Below are 20,062 nucleotides of genomic sequence, written 5' to 3' on the forward strand. Positions count from 1 at the left end.
GCCTACAGTATTATCTCCATACCTTCCATGGCAAGGGAAATTTTGATCCCCTTAATATTCATCCGTTCTGTATACCAGCGGGCAGACTGGAGTATATTGAAAAGTTTTCGATCATCATAGGTGGGGTCATGATGAAAGAGGACCAGATGCTTAATGCCCCAGTTTGCGGCGAAATCAACCCCCATACTGAAGGCACTGTGACCCCAGTTATACTTCTGTATTGCCTCCCCCAGGGTATATTGGGAATCCAGGACAATCATATCAGCATTTTCAAAAAAGGCAGCATTTTGTTCATTTTTTATGAAATCCGCCGGGGAAAGTTCTGTATCCGTAGCATAGATAAACCGGTGTTTTCCATCGTTCACCAGAAAGGAATAGGAATTTCCGGGATGGTTGTTCTTGAAATACGAAATGGCCATATCCCCTAGTTCTATAGGGCCTTCCAAAAGATGAAAATCCTTTCGGGAACCCATAGCCTGCATGTGTACCGGGAAATAAGGGGAACTCATCTGCACATTAAGGGCATTTTCCAGATTATTCATGGGCGAATAGAAATCCAAAGATACAGCCGGATCATAGGCAGGCCCAAAAAAGGGCAAACCCTGGAGGTGATCCCAGTGCAGGTGAGACAACAAAATATCGTAATGGAGCGGTTTGGGCTGTTCCCCTGCCACGGCATTACCCAGTTCCCGAAGCCCGGAACCACAGTCAAAAACCAAGCGGTTCCGGGTATCACCCGCTGTTAGGGACACACAGGGGGTATTCCCACCCACGGTTCCAAAAAGCCAGGGTGGAAGCTCTGCCAAAAAACGCTCCCGACTTTCGGGGCTGGCGATATCCTCCGGGCTGATCCGTTCCATTATGGCGGAAATTTTGCTTTTTATCTGAGAAGGCAGCTGGGGGGCAGGAAGAGAGCCGCGGACACCCCAAAATTGAATGCGCATTATATTTCCCCCGGTTTTTTCACAGCAATCCTTTCTATAACCGGCTCTGCTCGCTGCTGAGCCAGGAACAATTCAATCTCCCCCCGGGTATGCAAAGCGCCTTTTCCCATACCCGGGCAGCTCATGGACTTCCAGTATTTGGCGGATTCCAGCATAGAAGGCCAAAAAGGGAAGGTTCTGCATTGCAGGGGACGGGATTCATATACAGAGCACCCTCTGTCCCAAAAAATGCAATCATAGTTGGCCTTCTCCTTCAAGGAAAGCTGCTCTGTCCCGTCAAAACCAGGCACCCATCGACAATAGGTTTCTACAAACTCAGTATATTTCATTTTTAAGGCGGAAACCAGAATTTCCGTATCTTTTTTCCGTAAAAACACAAAACCCGGGTCAATCCTGCAACATTCAGAACAACGGGTGCAAGAAAAAAGAAGCCCATTAGCGTAAAACGGCTTAGAAACAGCAGGCATGGCTTAGAATATCAAAAAAGCGATGTATTGACAAGGTCACGTCCCTGTACTGGGGCAGTGACCGAGGCAGGGGGCAATTCCCCTACCCTTACATTTTAAAGGTAATAATGTAAGCTATTGCATTGTTTTTTTTTCTCCAATCCATATAATAATTTGATGAAGAGGTATATGCGTGAATAAGATTTTACAGGAAAAAATCAAAGAAGCGTTTTCTTCAGTGCTTCCCATTACTGCGATTGTGCTTATTGCGAGCATAATCCTCGTTCCCATGTCCGCGGGGATCATCGTGATGTTCCTGGTGGGGGCGGCCCTGCTCATCATAGGCATGGGCTTCTTTACCCTGGGGGCGGACATGGCCATGATGCCCATGGGGGAAGGCATAGGCGCCCAGCTCACCAAGGGGCAGAGCGTGTTTATGGCGGTAGGGGTCAGTTTCCTCATGGGCCTTATTATAACCATTGCGGAGCCTGATCTGATGGTATTGGCCCTCCAGCTTGCGGAATCCCTCAACCCCTGGGTGCTGATCATTACCGTAGGTTTAGGGGTAGGGCTCTTCCTTTCAATTGCGGTACTGCGTATCCTTTTTGGTATTCCCCTGCGATTTTTGCTCCTGTTCCTCTATATTGTTACCTTTGGCCTGGCGTTTTATATGCAAAGCGCCGGGGATGGGGCTTTTATCCCGGTTTCCTTTGACGCCGGGGGGGTTACCACCGGGCCTATCACAGTGCCCTTCATGCTGGCCATGTGTCTGGGCGTGGCGTCCCTGCGGGGCGATAAAAGCTCCAAGGACGACAGCTTCGGCTTTGTGGCCCTGTGCAGCGTGGGCCCGATCATTTCGGTGATGGTCCTGGGGGTGGTCAACCATATCACCAAGGTTACCCCCCAGATACCCAGCGATGAATCAATCGCCCTGATCGACAAATACACGGACCGGGATGTGGTGGTGCAGTTTGTCGAGCATTTCCCGGAGACCATACAAGAAGTCGCCATGGCTTTAGGCGCGATTTTGGTGTTCTTCGTTGTTTTCCAGCTCATCACCCGACGCTACAAAAAACACCAGCTTGCCAGGATCGTGATAGGCTTTTTGTATACCTTCATCGGCCTGGTGGTGTTCCTTACGGGGGTGAACGTAGGCTTTATTCCGGTAGGGAGCCTCTTCGGAAGCAAGCTCGGTCAGTCGGAACTCAAGTGGATACTAGTGCCCCTGAGTATGCTCATCGGATACTTCATCGTAGCTGCGGAACCGGCGGTGCACGTGCTCAACAAGCAGGTTGAAGAGGTATCCCAGGGGGCGGTCACCCAAAAAACAATGAATACCGGGTTGTCGGTGGGTATGGCCCTGGCCCTGGGTATTACTATGATAAGGATACTGCTCGGTATTCCCATTATGTATATACTGGTACCGGGTTATGGATTCGCCCTGATCCTCACCTTTTTTGTGCCGAAAATTTTTACCGGTATTGCTTTTGACTCCGGGGGCGTGTGTTCGGGCCCCATGACTTCGACCTTCCTCCTGCCCTTCGCTATCGGGGCCTGCGCGGGTTCCGGCGGGGATACCATGCGGGACGCCTTCGGCATTGTGGCCATGGTGGCCATGACACCCTTGGTGGTGATCCAGATTTTGGGGCTTGTCTACGGCATAAAAATGGCGGCAAAAGCAAAAGGCCTGGGCGGAGTTACCGCAGGCGCAGGGGAAGTCATCCTCTTCGAGGAGGAATACACTTATGGCTAATACAGAAACAAACCCGAAGAATTCGAATTTACAGACCGGCGGAAACATCCTCAGGCTGAAATTGATCTTTTTGATTGTTGACTGGGACAAGGCCCGGGCCGTTTCAGATGTGATTGAAGAGGGATCATGTCCGCTGGTATTTCTCACTAAGGGGCAAGGGACCGCTCAGTCCGATATTCTTGACCTCCTGGGTTTAGGAGCAACCGATAAGGCCGTACTTCTTTGTGTGGCAGAAGCTTTGGAAACGCCGACCCTCATAAAAACTGTTCGTCATGCCATGGGCAGCAAAAGTGCAGGCGCGGGCATCGCTTTTACAGTGCCTCTATCGGGCATTAATGCTCCCTTAATGAAAGTGTTTCTGGAAGCGGAAACAGATGCAGAAAACGAGAAAACGCAAATAGCAAAGGAGAATCCAAAAATGGCAGATAACGATACTACGGTCTCAGGACCCATTGCGATAAAGAATGAGCTTATCCTTTCGATCCTGAACAACGGTTTCAGCGATGAGTTTATGGTCGCGGCCCGCAAAGCCGGAGCCCGGGGGGGTACTGTTCTCAGTGCTCGGGGGCTTTCCCAACAGATAGTGAAAAAATTCCTGGGGATTTCTGTGCAGGAAGAAAAGGAAATTATTATTATCCTGGCGGATAAAGATAAAAAGCTGCCTATTATGCAAGCCGTGAGTAATGCCTTCGGCATCTCTTCCAAGGCCGGGGGGGTCATCTTCTCCCTGCCAGTGGATCAGGTGATGAGCCTGAACGAGATTTAGCGAACTGTTGATTCCGTCCGAGGGGTACATACCCTCTGCAACCTTTCGGTTGCGAGCCTTGGGGCGGTTAAATGAGGCAGCGCTTACGATGTGTGTATGTACCCCTCATACAATAAAATTCCGCTCGGAACGAAGATACCCCGCTGTTTGCGGCGGGGTTCTTCATTAAAAAAAATTGAATGTTCAAAAACAGGAAGAATTCTTTGTAAGACTATGCTATCTTTAGTATTGGAAGGTGAAACGGCATGTTCTTTCAATATGGCAAAGCTGAAATTGAGTATCTGAAAAACAGAGATAAAATACTCGGTAATGCCATTGAAAAAATTGGGCATATAGAAAGAGCTGTTGATACTGATCTGTTTTCATCAATTATACACCATATCATTGGTCAGCAAATATCGACATCAGCACAAAGGACGATATGGGAAAGAATGGCTGATAAACTGGGGATAATTACCTATGATACTATTTGCAGCCTGAATATTGAAGAAATACAACGGTTTGGAATGACCTTTAAAAAAGCGGAATGCATTAAGAGTTTTTCCTGTAAAGTTAAAAACGGGGAATTTGACATAAACACTATTAAGGATAAACCGGACAGTGAAATAATTGATGAATTGTCCGATTTAAAGGGCATTGGCCAATGGACGGCAGAAATGATAATGATTTTTTGCCTGCAACGGCAGGATATTTTTAGTTATAGCGATCTTGCAATTCAAAGAGGATTACGGATATTATATCATCACAGGAGCATAAACAAAAAACTGTTTGAAAAATATAGGCGCAGGTACAGTCCCTATGGTACGGTTGCAAGCCTGTATCTCTGGGTAATTTCGGCAGGCAAAATTGAAGGGATGAAAGATTATGCCCCTAAAAAAACAAAGGTGGTAAAATGACCGATAACGAAAGATGGAAAGCGGTATTGGAAAATGATACACACTATGACGGCATTTTCTTTTACGGCGTAAAAACGACAAAAATATTTTGCAAGCCCTCATGCATATCAAAAGTCCCTCTTGGAAAAAACGTGGCGTATTTTGCTACGGTAAAACAGGCTGAACAGGCAGGATACCGCCCCTGCAAACGCTGCCGCCCGGATCTTCTTGAGTATCATCCAATAAAAGAAATAGCTGAAAAAATAAAGGTATTACTGGACAGTTATTTTAACCGGGAAAAAGAGCTTTCCAAAGAAATTGGAAAAATTGGCGTAAGCTATCATCGCATGATAGATATATTTAAGGAATATTATGGCATTACCCCAAAAAAATATTATGACAATTTAAGAATAGAGGAAGCAAAAAAACTATTAGTAACAACCAATAATACAATTATAGATATTTCCTACAATATTGGATTTGCAAGTTTGTCAACATTTTATACTGCATTCAAAAAAGCTGCAAATTTATCGCCCGCAAAATATAGAAAGGAGCAGAATAATGGAATACATTCAGAAGCTTAATTCCCCTGTGGGAATACTTACCCTGGCAAGTGACGGGCAAAGTATTTCCGGCCTCTGGATAGAGGGACAAAAATATTTTGCCCGTTCCCTTGAAAAAGAGACCTGCGAAAAACACTTGCCGGTTTTTGGGGAGGCAAAAAAATGGCTGGATATTTATTTTTCAGGCAAAGAGCCTGATTTTATGCCGCCCCTGCTGCCAAAAGGTACCATGTTTCAAAAATCAATATGGAATATTTTGTGTACTATTTCTTATGGGAACACCAGTACCTATGGAGAACTTGCCAAGAAGTTTGAATCCCTCAACAATGGCAAAAGGACTGCTGCACGGGCAGTCGGGAGCGCCGTAGGCCGCAACCCTATTTCTATTTTAATACCATGCCATCGGATACTTGGCAAAGACGGGGGGCTCACTGGGTATGCGGGGGGTGTGGATATCAAAGAAAAACTTTTACAGTTGGAAGATGTTGACCAAGGAGTTAAAAGCCATGGGTAAATTCGGGCTGATTTTTTTAGTAGCGGTAATTTTTTCAGGCGGCTGTTCAGCCAGGGGCGGTGCGCCGGGTGGGGAATTTGCTTATGCTAAAAGTAGTGTGCAGGCGGCGGATCAAAGGGAAGCTTCGCTGGCTGATTCCGGTGAAAGCGGCGCCGGGACAGGAAACGTTCCGGAACGGCAAAAGCTGGTAAAGCGGGCGGATATCCGCCTCAGAGTTGAGGATCCTGCGGCGACAGATGCGGTAATCACCGCGGTAATGGAAAAATACGGCGCCTATGCCTCTTCAACCAATATCAACGAAAATTTCCGGGACTACACAATCCGCCTTCCCTCGGCATCCTACGATTCGCTGCTTGCGGAGATGAGCGGCCTGGGAAGGCTGCTCCACCGTTCTGAAAACGCAGAAGATGTTACCCTCCGTTATTATGACCTTGAGGGAAGGCTGGCGACGAAACGGGAACTGCTTAAAACGTTTCAGAGTTATCTGGGAAAGGCGAAAGACATTGAGGAGATACTCTCCGTGGAGTCCCGGATTGCGGAACTACAGGATGAAATTGATGGAACCGGAAAGGAACTCCGCTACCTGGCGAACCTGGTGGATTTTGCTACCCTGGAACTTAGCATAACCGGTCCGGTGAGTAATTCCTATTCCGCCCCCGGCCTGGGGGAACGTTTTCTTGCACTCTTTAGCGGCTTTAGTGAATTTGCCTCCACCGTCCTGGTGGTTCTCATGGGGATTGTGATCTACGGTATCCCCTCTATCCTGATCCTCACCCTGCTTTTCTGGATCCTCTTTGGAAGAATAGGGCTGTTAAAAAAACTTCTGCTTGCGGCATCGGGCAGAAGCGGATCGGCAAAACGGAACAGCGGCGAGAGCGCGGCAAGGGAATAGGATGTTAAGAAGACTGAACTCCGTACCTTCCGGCAATAATACTGCGGGTTGAAAAATTAACTCAAATTGCTTAGAGCAAAGCCATCCCGCCCGGCTTCTTTTGCCCGGTAGAGAGCCTCATCGGATTTGCTAAATAATTCCTGGTAGACTTGTCCATCCTGCGGAGTAAAGGATATTCCGATACTTGCGGTGATACCCTTCTCGCCTCCTGGCGGAATAATTTTCAGCCATTCATCGCGAATCTGCCGCGCCTTTTGTTCTGCCATGGCGACAGAACCGATGCTTTTGCAGAAGACCGCAAATTCATCGCCCCCCAATCTGCCGACAATATCCGACTCACGCACCACTCTGCGCAGAGCGCGTGCGCATTCCGACAAAACCATGTCTCCTGCGGCATGGCCGTAATTATCATTGACCGCTTTAAAATAATCCACATCAATCATCAAAAAGGCATTAATCTGATCCGTATCCTGCCGGAGGCGCAGGATAGCGCTTACCTGCTGCTCGAAAGCGCCTCTGTTACAAAGCGAAGTCAACACATCCGTTTCTGATTTGATGGTAACAATGTTCAAGCTGGTGATGTACTCGTCAATCTTCCGCACCATGGATTTCAAGGATTCGGCAAGGCTTTGCATCTCATCCCCGGTATTGATATCCATAGATAGAATATCGGATGCACCGATTGATTTCTCACTCTTAGGAGGAGAACCCTGCTCGTCGGGTTTTCCGGAGGGTTCCAGACTGTTGACAAGAAAGCTATCCGCCGCCTTTGCCATAATATTGATCGGGAGGATGATGGCTTTCTGAATAATATACAGGTATATTACCGCAAACAACGCAGTAATTATAAGTATGATAATTGCAAGCTGCCAGAGATATGCAGATTGCTTGGCTACCACCTGGTTTACATCAAAATCAATACCCACATATCCTTTACATATTCCGTCGCTGCCATAGAGCGGCTCGCTCACGGTTATTATCCAGCCGTATTGGGTAATTCCCATGACGGTATCAACTTTTCCACCCTTTCGCAGCTGCTGTGTTGTATCGTCAGGGTAAAGATACCCAACCGTTCCGTCATCTTCAATATATGTATAGGGATCGTAATACCCCAATTCACACCACATATCCGAAGGGTCGGTATCATATATATACGTAATCCCATCCTTTGCCGCCCGAAACACATACAATGCTTGAGCCTCACATTCAAGATGAGCTTTCTTAAGTAATTCCATGGTGTCATCGTACTTTTTATCTGTGGTAAGAGTATCGAGATATGTATCCAAGGAATCGGGATCAATAATTGCTGCCACAATGCCGGCGGTGGTTTCTCCCATTCTAAAATAATATTCTTCCGTTGATTTTTTGAATCTCAAATACCCAATTATCATCATAGCGCCGCTTAGCACCACAATCATAAGGACAATTAAGGCTGTCAGCCATCTGCCCACCGAGCGATTGGTTTTTCGTCCCTGCATTGTTTGGTTTTTCATTTGTATCCTGCAAGTTTAACCTCATTTAGCAAAAACTTTCAATGCATGGAAATATGCTACACATATGTATAGTTATAAGTCAATAAAGCATGAACCAACTATGTTATTTTCCCATAAGATCTGCGTATAACCCTGCCAGGCGTTTCCGTAAATGTAACACCGCGTAATGCTTGCGTGATAAAACCGTATTGACCGGCGTATGGGTTTGTTCCGCCACCTCTTTTACCGAAAGTCCGAGGTATTCCGTCATTTCAAAAACATCCCGCTGTTCATTCGGTAATTCTTCCAGAGCATTGTTTATCTCATCTAAAATAAAGGATCTAAGATATTCTGTCTCCGGGGTTGTTTCGGTGTCAAAGACAAGAGCGGCTATATCCTGCAGAACAAATTCGTCATCCTCATCGTCATAATACTCAGGAAGCTGAATGGCGCTCTTTTTGTTCTGGTGGTTGATTATCTTGTTACGCGCCACCCGGTAAAGCCAGGCCGCAGTTTGTTCCACCGGCTGGGCCAAACTGTTCACCCGGCTAAACTGATAGAAAACTTCCTGAAGAATATCCTCGGAATCCTCAGGAATGCGTACCCGTTTGCGGATGAACCTTGAGAGCCGTTCGCGGTAGGTGTTAAAAACTTCGGTAACAGTCTGTATTTTGTTGTTTCCTTTCTATAATTATCGGTTTGTCTCTGAACGCACAAAGGCAATAGTGCCTGCCACAAAAAATACCGCGGTAAATGCCCCGATGATCACTAGATCAACGGCGGGGGCAAAAAGGGTAATGTTTGCAGCGCCCGTGGTTTGATAAAATACCCCCCGGGCAAAGTCAATGCAATAGGTCATGGGCAAAAGGCGGCTCAGGACGGCCATGAGGCCCGTGGAGTGGTTCACGGGGATCAATGCGCCGGAAAGAAACATCTGAGCCATGGACAGCATCATAACAATCATGCTGGCGGTGCCGCTTTTGCGGATAAAGCCTATACACAGGAGGGCCAGGGAACCGGCGGCAAGGCACATAAGGGGCGATACTGTCAGGAGCAGCAGAAATTGTGAGCCGCTCAGGCGTGCGCCTATGCAAAGCCCCACGATGATGGATGCAAAAAATTGTATGTAGCTCATCAGGGAGGCGCCGATTATTTTTCCAAAGATGATGGCATACCGGGAAATCGGCGAGACCAGGATCTCCTGGGTAAAGTCATTTTCCCGGTCCTCAACCAGGGAGGTGATCCCCATCATGGTCATCATAAAGAGGCCGTTGACCAGCATCCCTACCAGCATAAACTGGTTAAAGTCAAAGCCCATATTGAAGCCCATGTTTTGGGACAGTTGGCTGCCGAACATCCCCAGCATCATTACCGGCCATATGATGGCCATGGCAATGCGGGGGGGCGATTTAAGACTCAGCATAAATTCCCGGCTTGCAATGGTAAGCACGGCGTTTGCTTCCCGGGCAGCTTTGTTCATGTGTGTATTCATGCTGCACCCCCTTCGGTAAGCAGGTTGATATAAGCGTCTTCCAGTGATCCCTGGTGCCGCAGTTCCTTTAACTCCTCAGGCGCTCCTTCAAAAACAATGCTGCCCTTGTTTATCAAACAGAGGCGGTCCACCTGTTCCGCTTCGTCAATATAGTGGGTGGTGAGGAATACAGTGGTGCCGCATTCTTTGCGGGTCTGGTTGATGTAGTCCCAGAGGGACCGGCGGCTTACCGGGTCAAGCCCCTGGGAAGGCTCGTCCAGGAACAGCACCTCGGGCTGGTGGATAAGGCTGCGCACAATTTCTATTTTCCGCTGCATCCCCCCGGAGAAAGTTTTGAGGGGCTTCCAGAGTTTGTCCGCAATACCCATAATCTCCGCCAGCTTGATGACCCGTTCCCGGTAACTTTTCGGCATCCAACTGAAAAACGGGCGGTAGCCGTACATTCCGTAGAGGCAGGCGTGGAGCCTGATGTTTTCCTCCGCCGAAAGGTCCATATCCAGGCTGGGCTTTTGGAAGATGATGCCCATATGGGCCCGCGCTTCCCGGGCATCCTTTTCAAGGTCGAAGCCCGCGACGCTAACGTCGCCGGAACTTTTCCCCAGGGTGGTGGTAAGTATCGAAATAGTGGTAGTTTTTCCCGCGCCGTTAGGCCCGAGGAAGGCGAAAAAATCACCCTCCCCTACAGAAAAACTAACATTGTCCACCGCCGGTTTTTCAGCGCCTTTGTAAAACTTGGTCAAATTTTGAACTTCGATTGCCGTTTTCATTTCGTATCATCTTCCTTTTTGCCATTTTTGTCGTGGTCATGGTCGTTATGGCCGCCCCAAAAGTCATGTAACCCATGGCGCTTTGCGATAAATTCCCTGCGTTCCTCATCCGACATCTGCATCCATTTTTCCCGAAACGGGTTGTTGTGCCCCCGCCCCCCCCCAGCAAGCCCTATTCCCGCAAGACGACGGCTTCCGCCAATGCCCCCGAAGAGGATACGGGCCAACGCCAAAAGCCCCACTGCCTGAATGTAGCTTATTTCCGGCAGGCCGAAAATCGCCGGAAATAGCCAGTTCCATAAGAGCAGTACGGCGCCACCGAAAAGGGCAATGATTACCAGGAAAATACCCGCATAGGGTAATCTGCTAAAAAAAAGTTTTTTCATTTTTTACTCCATTATAAGTCGCTTTAGCCTATCCCGCCGAAAGGCGGGTTCTTGTAAAATTGGAAGGGAACCGAAGGTTCCCACTACTCCTTACTTATGTAGACAAGCGAGGGGGGAAAATATTTTATATGCAGCCGGGAAATTTTTATTATTTCATATATATACTCTACATATAGCGTAAATTCTAGCAAATTTTGCCTAATCACCCCCCACCCCGCCCGATTAGCGGATTAAGCACTAGCAGTACACTATTTATGAGGGTAAAATGGTGATCCGTCCTAAGTATTTTTATAGGAGCAAATAGTGTGAAAAGATCGATGTGCGCACACTACGCAAACCCTTTGGGCTTGTTTTCCATTCTTATCCTGCTTGTTTTTCTCTCAGCCTGCCAAAACCCAAACCGGCCCAGCCCCAAAAACCCGGTAAGCATTACCCTGTGGCATATCTATGTAGAACAGATGAAAACCACGTTTGAAGGGCTGGTGGATGAGTTCAATGTAACGGTGGGCGCAAAACAAGGAATTGTCATACAGGTTGCAGCCGTTGCCAATCCCTCGGTGTTAAGTGAAAAGCTCCTTATGGCTGCCAATGGCGATCCCGGCGCCCCCGAGATTCCCGATATATCGGTGATATATCCGCCAGTTGCGGCAACCCTTTCCGCCAAAGGGCTTTTGATGGATTTTGCGTCCCAGTTCACGAAGGATGGAATCTCCCGCTATGTGGATGCGTTTATCGAGGCGGGAATGATAGACGGCCATCACTATCTTCTCCCTATCTCAAAATCTACCGAAGTATTGTATGTCAATAAAACCATATTTGACCAATTCGCAGGGGATCTGTCCGCAACACAAAATGGCGTTACCCTTACACAGCTTGAAACCTTCGAAGGAATTATTGATGCGGCGGAAAAATATTATGCCTGGTCAGGGGGTAAAACCTTTTATTATCCCGATTCGCTTTTTACGTACTCCATGATAGGCATGGAACAGATGGGGGAGCATTTGGTGCGGGATAGAAAACTTAACCTTACTTCCCCCGCATTCAAGAGGATTTGGGATACCTATTACGGGCCTGCCGCAAAGGGAAGGGTTGCCATTTTTAACACCTTTGGTGACTATCTGGCGCTAACCGGCGATGCGGTTGCCATTACCGGTTCCTCCGCGGGAGCAATATTCTATCCGGATTCCGTTATCCACAAAGATGGCACCAAAGAAGCGGCGGAATTTATCGTATTGCCCTTTCCTGTTTTTTCAGGCGGGGAAAAGGTTGCAATACAACGGGGTGTTGATATGTGTGTTATAAAGTCCACCCCGGTAAAGGAATATGCCGCTTCTGTTTTCTTAAAATGGCTTACTTCCCCGGAACAGAATCTGCCCTTTACCGCATCCACCGGATTTATTCCGGTGGTGAAACAGGCTTTTGATGCGACGTCCAATGTCGGGAATAGCGATAATGCAATGATAAAAAAAGCGCGTCTGGCCACCAGTACCATGCAAAAGGAGTATCGCTTTTATGTGCAGCCTGTTTTTGATGGTTTTGAAGCAATGCAGAAAAACTACATAAAAGAATTGCAGGACAGAGCTCTTGCCGCCCGTAACAACGGTGGCGGCACAGTTCCTGATGATGCACGATTTAATTTCATCACTGCTTTTAATGAGTAGGCGCCGCCGGCAATGATTCCCAGGACAAAAGTGTCTTTCAGCTTGCTGATTCCCGTTCTGGCTTTTACACTGGCCCTCGGCATATTCATAGTCCTTGTCTTGACCGGTAGTATCAGTTTTGGCAGACAGGAAATAAAGGAAAACATACAAGCGGAACGGAAACGTATTGCTCAGGGTTTGGAAAAGCAAATGGAGGACATTGCTGTGGAAGCCCTGCTGTTTTCCCAAACCTTATCCAGGAATATAGAAAACCAACTGGCCTACTCGGGCCTGACCATGGATGATCTATCCTATCATCCTGATATTCTTGAAGCCATAGAGGAGCATGAGCTTGCTCTGATCCTTCTTTCTCTGGACAAGGCAAAGGCATCGGGGGTGTTTGTGATACTGGAGGCTACGGTTAACCCTTTTCGCGGGGAAGAATACGCCCGTTCCGGTTTCTATATACGGAGCACGGAACCGGTCGTACAGCGGAATTCCTATAAACTGTACCTTCGGGGCTTTGCGGATCTTGCATTTAAGAATGATCTTTCTCTGCAATCAACCTGGGATCTGGAACTGAATATTAAGGATAAAGAGTACTATACGGCGCCGACGAATACTTTTTTAAAGAATCCCGCATTGCCCCTTTCCCGTTCCTATTTCTGGTCTTTTGCCGATGCGGTGGGCAGAGCAGAGCCTGCCCTGCTCTGCAGTGTTCCCATGGTCAGTTCTCAGGGAACCTTCCTCGGGGTATGCGGTTTTGAATTAAGCGAAGTGAATTTCAAGCTTTTTCACAGCCCCGGCACTGATACGTATCCGCAGCTCCACAGTATGCTCGCCTCCTTGAGCGGCGATAGTCTTAACTTGAGAAAGTCCTATCACGCCGGGGGAATTCACCCGAACAGGAAAAACCCTGATTCGCTTTCAGATTTTGTTTTTACAGACTCCTACGAGCTTATCAAACTCTATTCCGATAATTCCCCCTATGCGGAAGAAAAGATGGCCCTGGTCCTCGGTTTACCCCAGCAGGATTACCGGAGGCTGCTTGTTACCCGTAACGGGATTCTAGCGGCCATCCTTCTCCTGCTGGGCGGCGGAATACTTGGCTCCTACGTATTTCTCAACCGTTACTATCAAAGCGCCTATGCAGAGCGCTTAATAGCGCTGGAAGCCCAATTTGCCAAGGTGCCCCCCAATTTTGACAGCTTCGGCTTTTCCAAACGGGAAAAGGAAGTTTGTCTTCTTCTATTAAAAGGCTTTTCTATCCGGCAAATAGGCGGCCAGCTTTCTATTGCTTTTGATACGGTAAATAACCACTGCAGGAGTATTTATCGGAAGCTCGGTATCAAAAGCCGCAAGGAATTATTCCTGAAATTCGGCTGATACCGGCCTCATTTCCCTCAAAATCCCTTCTTTTTTGAAAAATGACATAAACGTGTCATGGTAATCCTCGTGTTTTTTTGGAAAATAGAAATCCGGTCTATGATCCTACTTTTTTTTCTCTATGCTAGACGTTACGCTTAAAAGTGCCAAACAAATGAAAAATATCCTAAAGGCCGCCCGGTTTTGGGCGGCAGCGGCGCTTTTGGGGGCGGCTGCAATCATCCTTATGGTTCTCGTTTTCTTTTTCTCCTCCCACCGGGCGGGGGATAGTCCCCTCTATATCAACCTGCGGGAATACCCCATGTATGGCAAAAAGGGCTTTGTTCCGGCGGATGCCCTGGGATCCCCGACGGGGCTGGAATGGCACGAAATCGCGGCGGCGGGAGACAGCTCCCTGGTGATCGTCAAAGAGAAGTTCCAGGGCCTTCCGCGACGGGTATTCCTTTCGCCCTTTGGGAACAGGGTGGAGCATTTTACCTATGTAATCCCTTTTGAGCTGGGTTACGACACCCTCCTTTTTATGCGGCAGAACATCGAAAAAGTACCGGGGCTGTTTATTGCCGCCCTGGGGGATAACTGGGAAATCTACCTTAACGGCCATTTGATTAAGAACGAGCTGCACCTGGATGAGGGGGGGGAAATCGTTTCCCACCGGGCCCAGCGGAAGGTACGCTTCCCCTTTGACGAGGATCTCCTGGTGGAGGGGGCCAACACTTTGACTATCCACCTGGCGGGGGATCCCAACCATGATAACCTGGGGCTCTATTACGGGACCCCGGTCTACATCGACGACTACGAAGCGATAGAAGCGGCAAGCAGCGAGACGGTGACCATTGCCCTGGTGGGCATTTATATCTTTTTGGGGCTCTACCATTTTATCCTGTTTTCCCAGCGCCGGGACGTGCGGTACAATCTCTACTACGGCGCCTTTTCGCTCTGCCTGGGGCTGTACTTCCTCACCCGGCTTTCGTGCATCTATACCTTTAGCCCGGATACCAATATATGGTCCCGTCTGGAATTTGCCACGCTGTTCTTTTTTCTTCCGCTGATTAGCTGCTTTTTTCAGAGCCTTACCCAGGGGAGGATTCGCTTGCCTGCTAAGGTGATGCTCTGGATAAGCCTGGCTATGGCGGCGACGGAGCTTTTCTTTGCCCCCCAGTACGGCGAGGACTGTATCAATATCTTTTATGCCCTGGGGGTAGTGGAGATCCTCTATATCTTTAGCGTCAACTTTGGGTACGAGTTTTTCTACCGCGCCTACCGCTCGTGGAAGGAAGCGCCCCGCCGCCACGATGACGGCAGGGCCTTTACGTTGGCGGAAGACCTCCGGTGGAACCTTGTGCACGAGCCCATGGGGAACCTTGCCTTTGGCATAGTGTTTGTGTTTATCACCGGCGCCTTCGACTTTATTGATTCTGCTTTTCTGAACTGGGGCATCCTGACGTCCCGGTATGGGTTTACGGTCTTTACCCTGGGGGCCGCCCTGATCCTTTCCCGGCGCTTTTCCGAGATGTACCAGGAATTGACCGGCCTTAATGCCTCATTGGAGACCACGGTGGAGCAGCGTACCCTTGCGCTGCGGGAGCAAACTGCCCTGGCGGAATCCGCCTCCCAGGCAAAGAGCAATTTCCTTGCCAACATGAGCCACGAAATCCGCACGCCCCTTAACGCGATCATGGGCTACAGCGAACTGGAACTGTATGCCGCCGGCGGAGATGAGCACAAGAAGGGCCGCCTGGAACAGATCCACCAGTCGGGGGCCATCCTGCTTTCAATCATCAATGATGTGCTTGATATTTCAAAAATTGAATCGGGCAAACTGGAACTGCTGCCCGTGGAATACGATCTGCCCAGCTTGATAAACGACACGGTTTCTTTTAATACGGTGCGTATTCGGGACAAGCCCATCAACTTTATCCTGGAACTGGACCACGACCTCCCGGTCAATCTGTTTGGGGACGAATTACGGCTGCGGCAGATACTGAACAACCTTTTAAGCAACGCCATTAAATACACCAAAGAAGGGGAAGTGCGCTTTGCGGTGGGTTTTGAAAAAGAAAACGATTCTGCTGAGGGCATAGTTTTAGTGTTTGTGGTTTCCGACACCGGCCTGGGCATTAAGGCGGAAGCCCTGGGCAGCATCTTTGACGAGTACGGCCGGGCGGACCAGGAGCTGAACCGGGACATCGAAGGCACCGGGCTGGGGCTGGCTATTACCCGGCAGCTGGTGGAGCTTATGGAGGGGACCATCACCGTGGAAAGTGAATATGGCAAGGGCAGCGTGTTTACCGCCCGGGTGCGCCAGAAACGGCTGGACGGGCAGCCCATGGGAAGGGCCACCGCCGCAGCCCTGGAGAGTTTCAGCTACCACGAAAAGCGCCGCCATGCGGCAATCAATTTTCCGCGGGTGGATCTTTCGGCGGCCAAGGTCCTGGTGGTGGACGATGTCCCTTCCAATATCCAGGTGGCCCAGGGCTATTTGCGCCTGTACCGGCTTGCGCCCGACAGCGCCGGCAGCGGCGAAGAAGCCATGGCCAAAATGGCATCGAAGCGCTACGACCTGGTCTTTATGGACCACATGATGCCCGGCATGGACGGCGTCGAAACGGTCCGCCGCTTGCGGGAAGGGGGGGACAACACGCCAATAGTTGTACTAACCGCCAATGCCCTTATCGGCAATGACGAGATGTTCGCTTCCAAGGGCTTTGACAGCTTCTTGAGCAAACCCCTTAAAGCGGCGGACCTGGATAAAACCCTCCTGCGCTTTATCCCCCGGGAAAAACAGGGGCCGGCGCTGGCGGAAGAAGCAGCTGCTGCTGTCGGGACGGATGCTGCTGTCGGGACGGATGCTGCTGACGGGACGGCTGCGGCTACGGGGACGCCTGCGGGGAACGGCGCACTCCCTGGCCTGGACGGCCTGGATACCACTGCGGGGCTCGAGCGCACCGGCGGCGAAGAAGAAGGTTATCGCTATGTGCTCAACAGCTTTTGTGAAGACAGCAAAGAACGCATAGACACCCTGCGGCACATACTGTTTCATTTCCAGCAGCTTGCGGCCGCTCCGGCTCCCGCAGACAGGGTCCAGACGGCGCCCACGGACCAAAGCTTTCTCTTTTTTGCTACCCTTATGCACGCCCTCAAAAACGCCCTCTTTTCCATAGGCGCCGACGCCCTTTCGGCGGAGGCCGGGGCCCTGGAAGCCCTGGGCAGGGAGGAGGATAGTGCGGGGATCCGGGAACAGGGCCCGGGTTTCTACGATTCCTTTAAGCGCTTTGTGGAACAGCTCGGCGCTGCACTAGGTTCTGGAGAAAAGTCTTGAAAAAGGGCCAAAAGTCTGGCTAAAAGTTAGGGTTTTTTAGATTGATAGCCGATACCCTGTTGGGCAATGGAGACGCACATGATACGCATACTGATTGTTGAGGACATGACCATGCTCCGGGAAGCATTGACCACAATACTTTCCGATGAGAAGGATATGCAGGTCGTCGGCGCCCTGGAACATGCCGGAGATGCCCTGGAGTTCTGCCGTGAGAACCGGCCTGACCTTATCCTTATGGATGTGCTTACCGACGACAACCTGGTAAACGGCGGTTCCCACCGGGAATTGGCGCAGGAAGAAAACAGCCGCACCCAAATCAACGGCATAAGCGCCACCCAGGAAATCCTGGCTGAATTCCCGGACACCAAGATCGTCATCATAACCGCCTTCCCGGAGATTACCTTTATCGAGGCCGCAAAAAAAGCCGGAGCCCATAGCTTTGTCTATAAAAACGTAAAGAACGATTTGCTCTTGCAGATAATCCGGGGAACCATGGCAGGATACGGCACCTTTCCCACCCATATCCCCACCCTGGCGACCCTGAGCCCGAAATTTACCGACCGGGAGATGCGGATCCTGCGCCTCCTTGCCCAAGCCCGGGATCGTAGTTTTATAGAGCAGGAACTCAGCATTTCCGAAGGCACCCTCAAGGCAGTTATCACCGGCATCCTCAATAAAACCGGCTACGATAGCATCATGCAGTACGTGGTATACGCCGTGGCCAACGGGCTCATTAGCCCCCACGGGTAAAACATAGACGAAAGTCTATATTTTACCTGAAATGTATAGACTAAAGTCTAGATTTTACCCCCAAAGTCTAGCCAAAAGAAACCGGTATTTCCGGTTAAACGCGCTATGCTTATGTATGAAAGCAATTTCTCCTAAGTGGAGAACTATAATAATAGGAGTATGTTATGAAAAATCTATGTAGATTCATCGTGATGACTTTGATGGTCGCCCTGGTGGCCATTTCCTGTGACCTCCCCGCCGCGCCGGAAAGCGCCCGGAAAGAGCCGCCCATAGAAAAAGGCAAGGGGAGAATCACCATAATCCTCTCCGGCACGGCTATAGCGCCGGAGACAGCCGGTCGGGCCGCTTCCCGGGCGGTTGCGTGGGCAGGCGATCCCACCATCCCTCTGTATTACAAGCTCACTTTTACCCATATCGGCGATGCTGATCATCCCGCCATCGGAAGTTACACCCGGACCCTGGGTGCGGTTAGCTCAGAAACCGTTACCCTGGAAGAGGGACCTTGGTCCATTACCGCCGCTGCCTATTTGAACGATACCTACGCACTCTCGGACCTGGTCGGCAATTCCACCACGCCCAAACTCGTCACCATTGTGCAGGGCGAAAACCCAGCCGCCAGCATCCCCATGACCGTGGACTACGACTACGAGGCGGGTCTTGGGACCTACTTCATCCACAACGAGGCGGAACTGCGGCGCATCGGGGCGGCCACAAACGGCCTTCTCATGGCCCAGACGAAAACCTACCGCCTGGTGAACGACATTACCCTTACCGCTCCATGGACTCCTCTCGGCGACGGCACGACCCCCTTTGGAGCCAAATTTTATGGAACAACCGATGGAACCAGCTCAGTTAAGCACAGCATCACCTTCTCCAACGCCACCGCAGGCGGCTTTACCAGCTATGATGGCCAGTACCTGGGCTTCTTTGGCCGTACCTCCACTGCGGAAATTCACGATCTTACCCTGGTCTACCCCGAAGGCGCCCTGGGCACGAAAACTACCGCTAAAGCCCTTGGCTTTAACCCCAGTGCGATTACGACCCAATACGTGGGGGGCCTTGTGGGGCTTGCGGAAAACACCACCATTGAAGGAGTTATCGTTTCCGGTGTTATCAATGTAAGCAATGCAAATACTTCGAACAATATAAGTGCGTTGAATGTCGGCGGGGTGGTGGGGGAACAGCAAGTCTCCGCGGCCCCCAAAACCCTCAGCAAAAGCGCCTTTAGCGGGGATATCTCCGGGAAGCTCGTGGGAACTTCTACGTTTGTGCTTAACGTCGGGGGTATCGCCGGCGGCCTCATAAGTTCCGGCGGCGTATTATCCACGGTGAGCGCCTCCTTTGCTAGTGGCGCCGTGCGTGCCGACGGCGTTGGCACGGGATGGGGGATAGCCAATGCGGGGGGCATCGTCGGGTTAGCCCAAGGCACAGCCAACGATCCTATTGAAAACTGCTATGTATCCGCCGATATTAGGGCCTTCGGATATGCGGAGACCCGCGCCGGGGGAATTGCGGGAAATAGCAGCCAAGCTATCAGCAACACCTATGCCCGGGGGACCGTTATCGCAAATGGCGATGCGGGGGGTGTCCCCTACCGGAACTATGCCGGTGGTATCGCCGGATACATCTCCGGCGGCACGGTCGACTACTCCGTCGCCCTGCAAACCACCATCGGTGATGATCATCCCACCGGCTCGAATGTTACAGCCAATATCCGTGCCATTGTTGGCCTTGATTCAGGCGCTACAGGTTTTGTGACTACCGGGGCCTACAACTACGCCGCTTCCGATATTAGCTTTTTCCGGTTGGCGGGAACCGCTGACATCTACAAAGACGGCTATCCGACCTATGTTCGTACCGGTTTTGAGACGGAGACTAATAAGAATAACTACTTCACCGTAGCCGCCCCCACGCCCGTATCTCCCGACGGCGCCTTGACTGTGGCTCCCTGGGACTTTACCACCACCACTGGCGATTGGCAGTACCTGGGCACGGCCTATCTCTACCCCGTACTGTCCTGGGAGACCGCAGCCCACACCCTCGACGGCATCTTGCCCACGGGCAGCTATGGGATTACGATCGAGTGGTAAGCAGGGT

18 protein-coding genes are annotated in these 20,062 nt (G+C 50.2%); 11 read left to right on the top strand and 7 right to left on the bottom strand.

What is annotated here, in order from left to right; all coding sequences use genetic code 11:
* Positions 1 to 2 precede the first annotated feature (2 nt).
* Positions 3 to 944 (bottom strand): MBL fold metallo-hydrolase, encoded by a 942-nt coding sequence (locus TREPR_RS08475; RefSeq protein WP_015707885.1) that lies wholly within the window; start codon positions 942 to 944, stop codon positions 3 to 5.
* On the bottom strand, positions 944 to 1,411 hold the full coding sequence (locus TREPR_RS08480) for a YkgJ family cysteine cluster protein (protein WP_015707886.1): 468 nt from the start codon (positions 1,409 to 1,411) through the stop codon (positions 944 to 946). Before TREPR_RS08480 ends, TREPR_RS08475 begins: the two co-directional genes overlap by 1 nt.
* Before the next feature lie 172 nt (positions 1,412 to 1,583).
* On the opposite strand from TREPR_RS08480, the gene TREPR_RS08485 reads away from it, so the two are divergent.
* From TREPR_RS08485 to TREPR_RS08510, 6 genes are all read left to right on the top strand, one after another.
* Positions 1,584 to 3,143: a DUF1538 domain-containing protein gene (locus TREPR_RS08485; protein WP_015707887.1), complete on the top strand. Its 1,560-nt coding sequence runs from the start codon at positions 1,584 to 1,586 to the stop codon at positions 3,141 to 3,143.
* Positions 3,136 to 3,909, top strand: a complete 774-nt coding sequence (locus tag TREPR_RS08490; RefSeq protein WP_015707888.1) for a P-II family nitrogen regulator — start codon at positions 3,136 to 3,138, stop codon at positions 3,907 to 3,909. Before TREPR_RS08485 ends, TREPR_RS08490 begins: the two co-directional genes overlap by 8 nt.
* Positions 3,910 to 4,154: 245 nt before the next feature.
* Positions 4,155 to 4,805, top strand: coding sequence for a DNA-3-methyladenine glycosylase family protein (locus TREPR_RS08495; protein ID WP_015707889.1), 651 nt, complete (start codon positions 4,155 to 4,157; stop codon positions 4,803 to 4,805).
* On the top strand, positions 4,802 to 5,368 hold the full coding sequence (locus tag TREPR_RS08500) for a bifunctional transcriptional activator/DNA repair enzyme AdaA (protein ID WP_015707890.1): 567 nt from the start codon (positions 4,802 to 4,804) through the stop codon (positions 5,366 to 5,368). The genes TREPR_RS08495 and TREPR_RS08500 overlap by 4 nt, the downstream gene beginning before the upstream one ends.
* Positions 5,346 to 5,861: a methylated-DNA--[protein]-cysteine S-methyltransferase gene (locus tag TREPR_RS08505; RefSeq protein WP_015707891.1), complete on the top strand. Its 516-nt coding sequence runs from the start codon at positions 5,346 to 5,348 to the stop codon at positions 5,859 to 5,861. Before TREPR_RS08500 ends, TREPR_RS08505 begins: the two co-directional genes overlap by 23 nt.
* Entirely contained in the window at positions 5,854 to 6,753 is a 900-nt protein-coding gene (locus TREPR_RS08510) for a DUF4349 domain-containing protein (RefSeq protein ID WP_015707892.1), read from the top strand. The genes TREPR_RS08505 and TREPR_RS08510 overlap by 8 nt, the downstream gene beginning before the upstream one ends.
* 56 nt (positions 6,754 to 6,809) lie before the next feature.
* Here TREPR_RS08510 and TREPR_RS08515 read toward each other — a convergent pair whose 3' ends face one another.
* From TREPR_RS08515 to TREPR_RS08535, 5 genes are all read right to left on the bottom strand, one after another.
* Positions 6,810 to 8,246, bottom strand: a complete 1,437-nt coding sequence (locus tag TREPR_RS08515) for a GGDEF domain-containing protein (protein ID WP_015707893.1) — start codon at positions 8,244 to 8,246, stop codon at positions 6,810 to 6,812.
* A 103-nt stretch (positions 8,247 to 8,349) separates the two neighbouring features.
* Positions 8,350 to 8,895, bottom strand: coding sequence for an RNA polymerase sigma factor (locus tag TREPR_RS08520; RefSeq protein WP_041611091.1), 546 nt, complete (start codon positions 8,893 to 8,895; stop codon positions 8,350 to 8,352).
* A gap of 21 nt (positions 8,896 to 8,916) precedes the next feature.
* Entirely contained in the window at positions 8,917 to 9,717 is an 801-nt protein-coding gene (locus TREPR_RS08525) for an ABC transporter permease (RefSeq protein ID WP_015707895.1), read from the bottom strand.
* A complete protein-coding gene (locus TREPR_RS08530; protein ID WP_015707896.1) occupies positions 9,714 to 10,484 on the bottom strand; it encodes an ABC transporter ATP-binding protein in 771 nt (256 codons plus the stop codon). The genes TREPR_RS08525 and TREPR_RS08530 overlap by 4 nt, the downstream gene beginning before the upstream one ends.
* Positions 10,481 to 10,870 (bottom strand): hypothetical protein, encoded by a 390-nt coding sequence (locus TREPR_RS08535; RefSeq protein WP_015707897.1) that lies wholly within the window; start codon positions 10,868 to 10,870, stop codon positions 10,481 to 10,483. Before TREPR_RS08535 ends, TREPR_RS08530 begins: the two co-directional genes overlap by 4 nt.
* A 305-nt stretch (positions 10,871 to 11,175) precedes the next feature.
* Between TREPR_RS08535 and TREPR_RS08540 the strand changes: the two genes are divergently transcribed.
* The 5 genes from TREPR_RS08540 (at position 11,176) to TREPR_RS08560 (ending at position 20,055) form a co-directional block, all read left to right on the top strand.
* Positions 11,176 to 12,531, top strand: coding sequence for an extracellular solute-binding protein (locus TREPR_RS08540; RefSeq protein ID WP_245534811.1), 1,356 nt, complete (start codon positions 11,176 to 11,178; stop codon positions 12,529 to 12,531).
* 12 nt (positions 12,532 to 12,543) lie between these two features.
* A complete protein-coding gene (locus TREPR_RS08545; protein ID WP_015707900.1) occupies positions 12,544 to 13,896 on the top strand; it encodes a helix-turn-helix domain-containing protein in 1,353 nt (450 codons plus the stop codon).
* A gap of 154 nt (positions 13,897 to 14,050) precedes the next feature.
* On the top strand, positions 14,051 to 17,215 hold the full coding sequence (locus tag TREPR_RS08550) for an ATP-binding protein (protein ID WP_015707901.1): 3,165 nt from the start codon (positions 14,051 to 14,053) through the stop codon (positions 17,213 to 17,215).
* Between the two features lie 78 nt (positions 17,216 to 17,293).
* Positions 17,294 to 17,965, top strand: a complete 672-nt coding sequence (locus TREPR_RS08555) for a response regulator (RefSeq protein WP_015707902.1) — start codon at positions 17,294 to 17,296, stop codon at positions 17,963 to 17,965.
* Between the two features lie 164 nt (positions 17,966 to 18,129).
* The gene (locus TREPR_RS08560) at positions 18,130 to 20,055 is read left to right on the top strand and encodes an autotransporter outer membrane beta-barrel domain-containing protein (RefSeq protein ID WP_015707903.1); all 1,926 of its coding nucleotides are present in this window, start codon (positions 18,130 to 18,132) and stop codon (positions 20,053 to 20,055) included.
* Positions 20,056 to 20,062 lie beyond the last annotated feature (7 nt).

The sequence above is a fragment of the Treponema primitia ZAS-2 genome, from assembly GCF_000214375.1.
GTDB classification, from domain to species: Bacteria; Spirochaetota; Spirochaetia; order Treponematales; family Breznakiellaceae; genus Termitinema; species Termitinema primitia.

What these genes read in the sequence shown, in the direction of transcription:
- TREPR_RS08525 (WP_015707895.1), bottom strand. Translation starts at nt 9,717, where the DNA reads ATGAATACACACATGAACAAAGCTGCCCGGGAAGCAAACGCCGTGCTT.
- TREPR_RS08560 (WP_015707903.1), top strand. Translation starts at nt 18,130, where the DNA reads ATGAAAAATCTATGTAGATTCATCGTGATGACTTTGATGGTCGCCCTG.
- TREPR_RS08515 (WP_015707893.1), bottom strand. Translation starts at nt 8,246, where the DNA reads ATGAAAAACCAAACAATGCAGGGACGAAAAACCAATCGCTCGGTGGGC.
- TREPR_RS08555 (WP_015707902.1), top strand. Translation starts at nt 17,294, where the DNA reads ATGATACGCATACTGATTGTTGAGGACATGACCATGCTCCGGGAAGCA.
- TREPR_RS08530 (WP_015707896.1), bottom strand. Translation starts at nt 10,484, where the DNA reads ATGAAAACGGCAATCGAAGTTCAAAATTTGACCAAGTTTTACAAAGGC.
- TREPR_RS08535 (WP_015707897.1), bottom strand. Translation starts at nt 10,870, where the DNA reads ATGAAAAAACTTTTTTTTAGCAGATTACCCTATGCGGGTATTTTCCTG.
- TREPR_RS08490 (WP_015707888.1), top strand. Translation starts at nt 3,136, where the DNA reads ATGGCTAATACAGAAACAAACCCGAAGAATTCGAATTTACAGACCGGC.
- TREPR_RS08550 (WP_015707901.1), top strand. Translation starts at nt 14,051, where the DNA reads ATGAAAAATATCCTAAAGGCCGCCCGGTTTTGGGCGGCAGCGGCGCTT.
- TREPR_RS08505 (WP_015707891.1), top strand. Translation starts at nt 5,346, where the DNA reads ATGGAATACATTCAGAAGCTTAATTCCCCTGTGGGAATACTTACCCTG.
- TREPR_RS08500 (WP_015707890.1), top strand. Translation starts at nt 4,802, where the DNA reads ATGACCGATAACGAAAGATGGAAAGCGGTATTGGAAAATGATACACAC.
- TREPR_RS08495 (WP_015707889.1), top strand. Translation starts at nt 4,155, where the DNA reads ATGTTCTTTCAATATGGCAAAGCTGAAATTGAGTATCTGAAAAACAGA.
- TREPR_RS08510 (WP_015707892.1), top strand. Translation starts at nt 5,854, where the DNA reads ATGGGTAAATTCGGGCTGATTTTTTTAGTAGCGGTAATTTTTTCAGGC.
- TREPR_RS08545 (WP_015707900.1), top strand. Translation starts at nt 12,544, where the DNA reads ATGATTCCCAGGACAAAAGTGTCTTTCAGCTTGCTGATTCCCGTTCTG.
- TREPR_RS08480 (WP_015707886.1), bottom strand. Translation starts at nt 1,411, where the DNA reads ATGCCTGCTGTTTCTAAGCCGTTTTACGCTAATGGGCTTCTTTTTTCT.
- TREPR_RS08475 (WP_015707885.1), bottom strand. Translation starts at nt 944, where the DNA reads ATGCGCATTCAATTTTGGGGTGTCCGCGGCTCTCTTCCTGCCCCCCAG.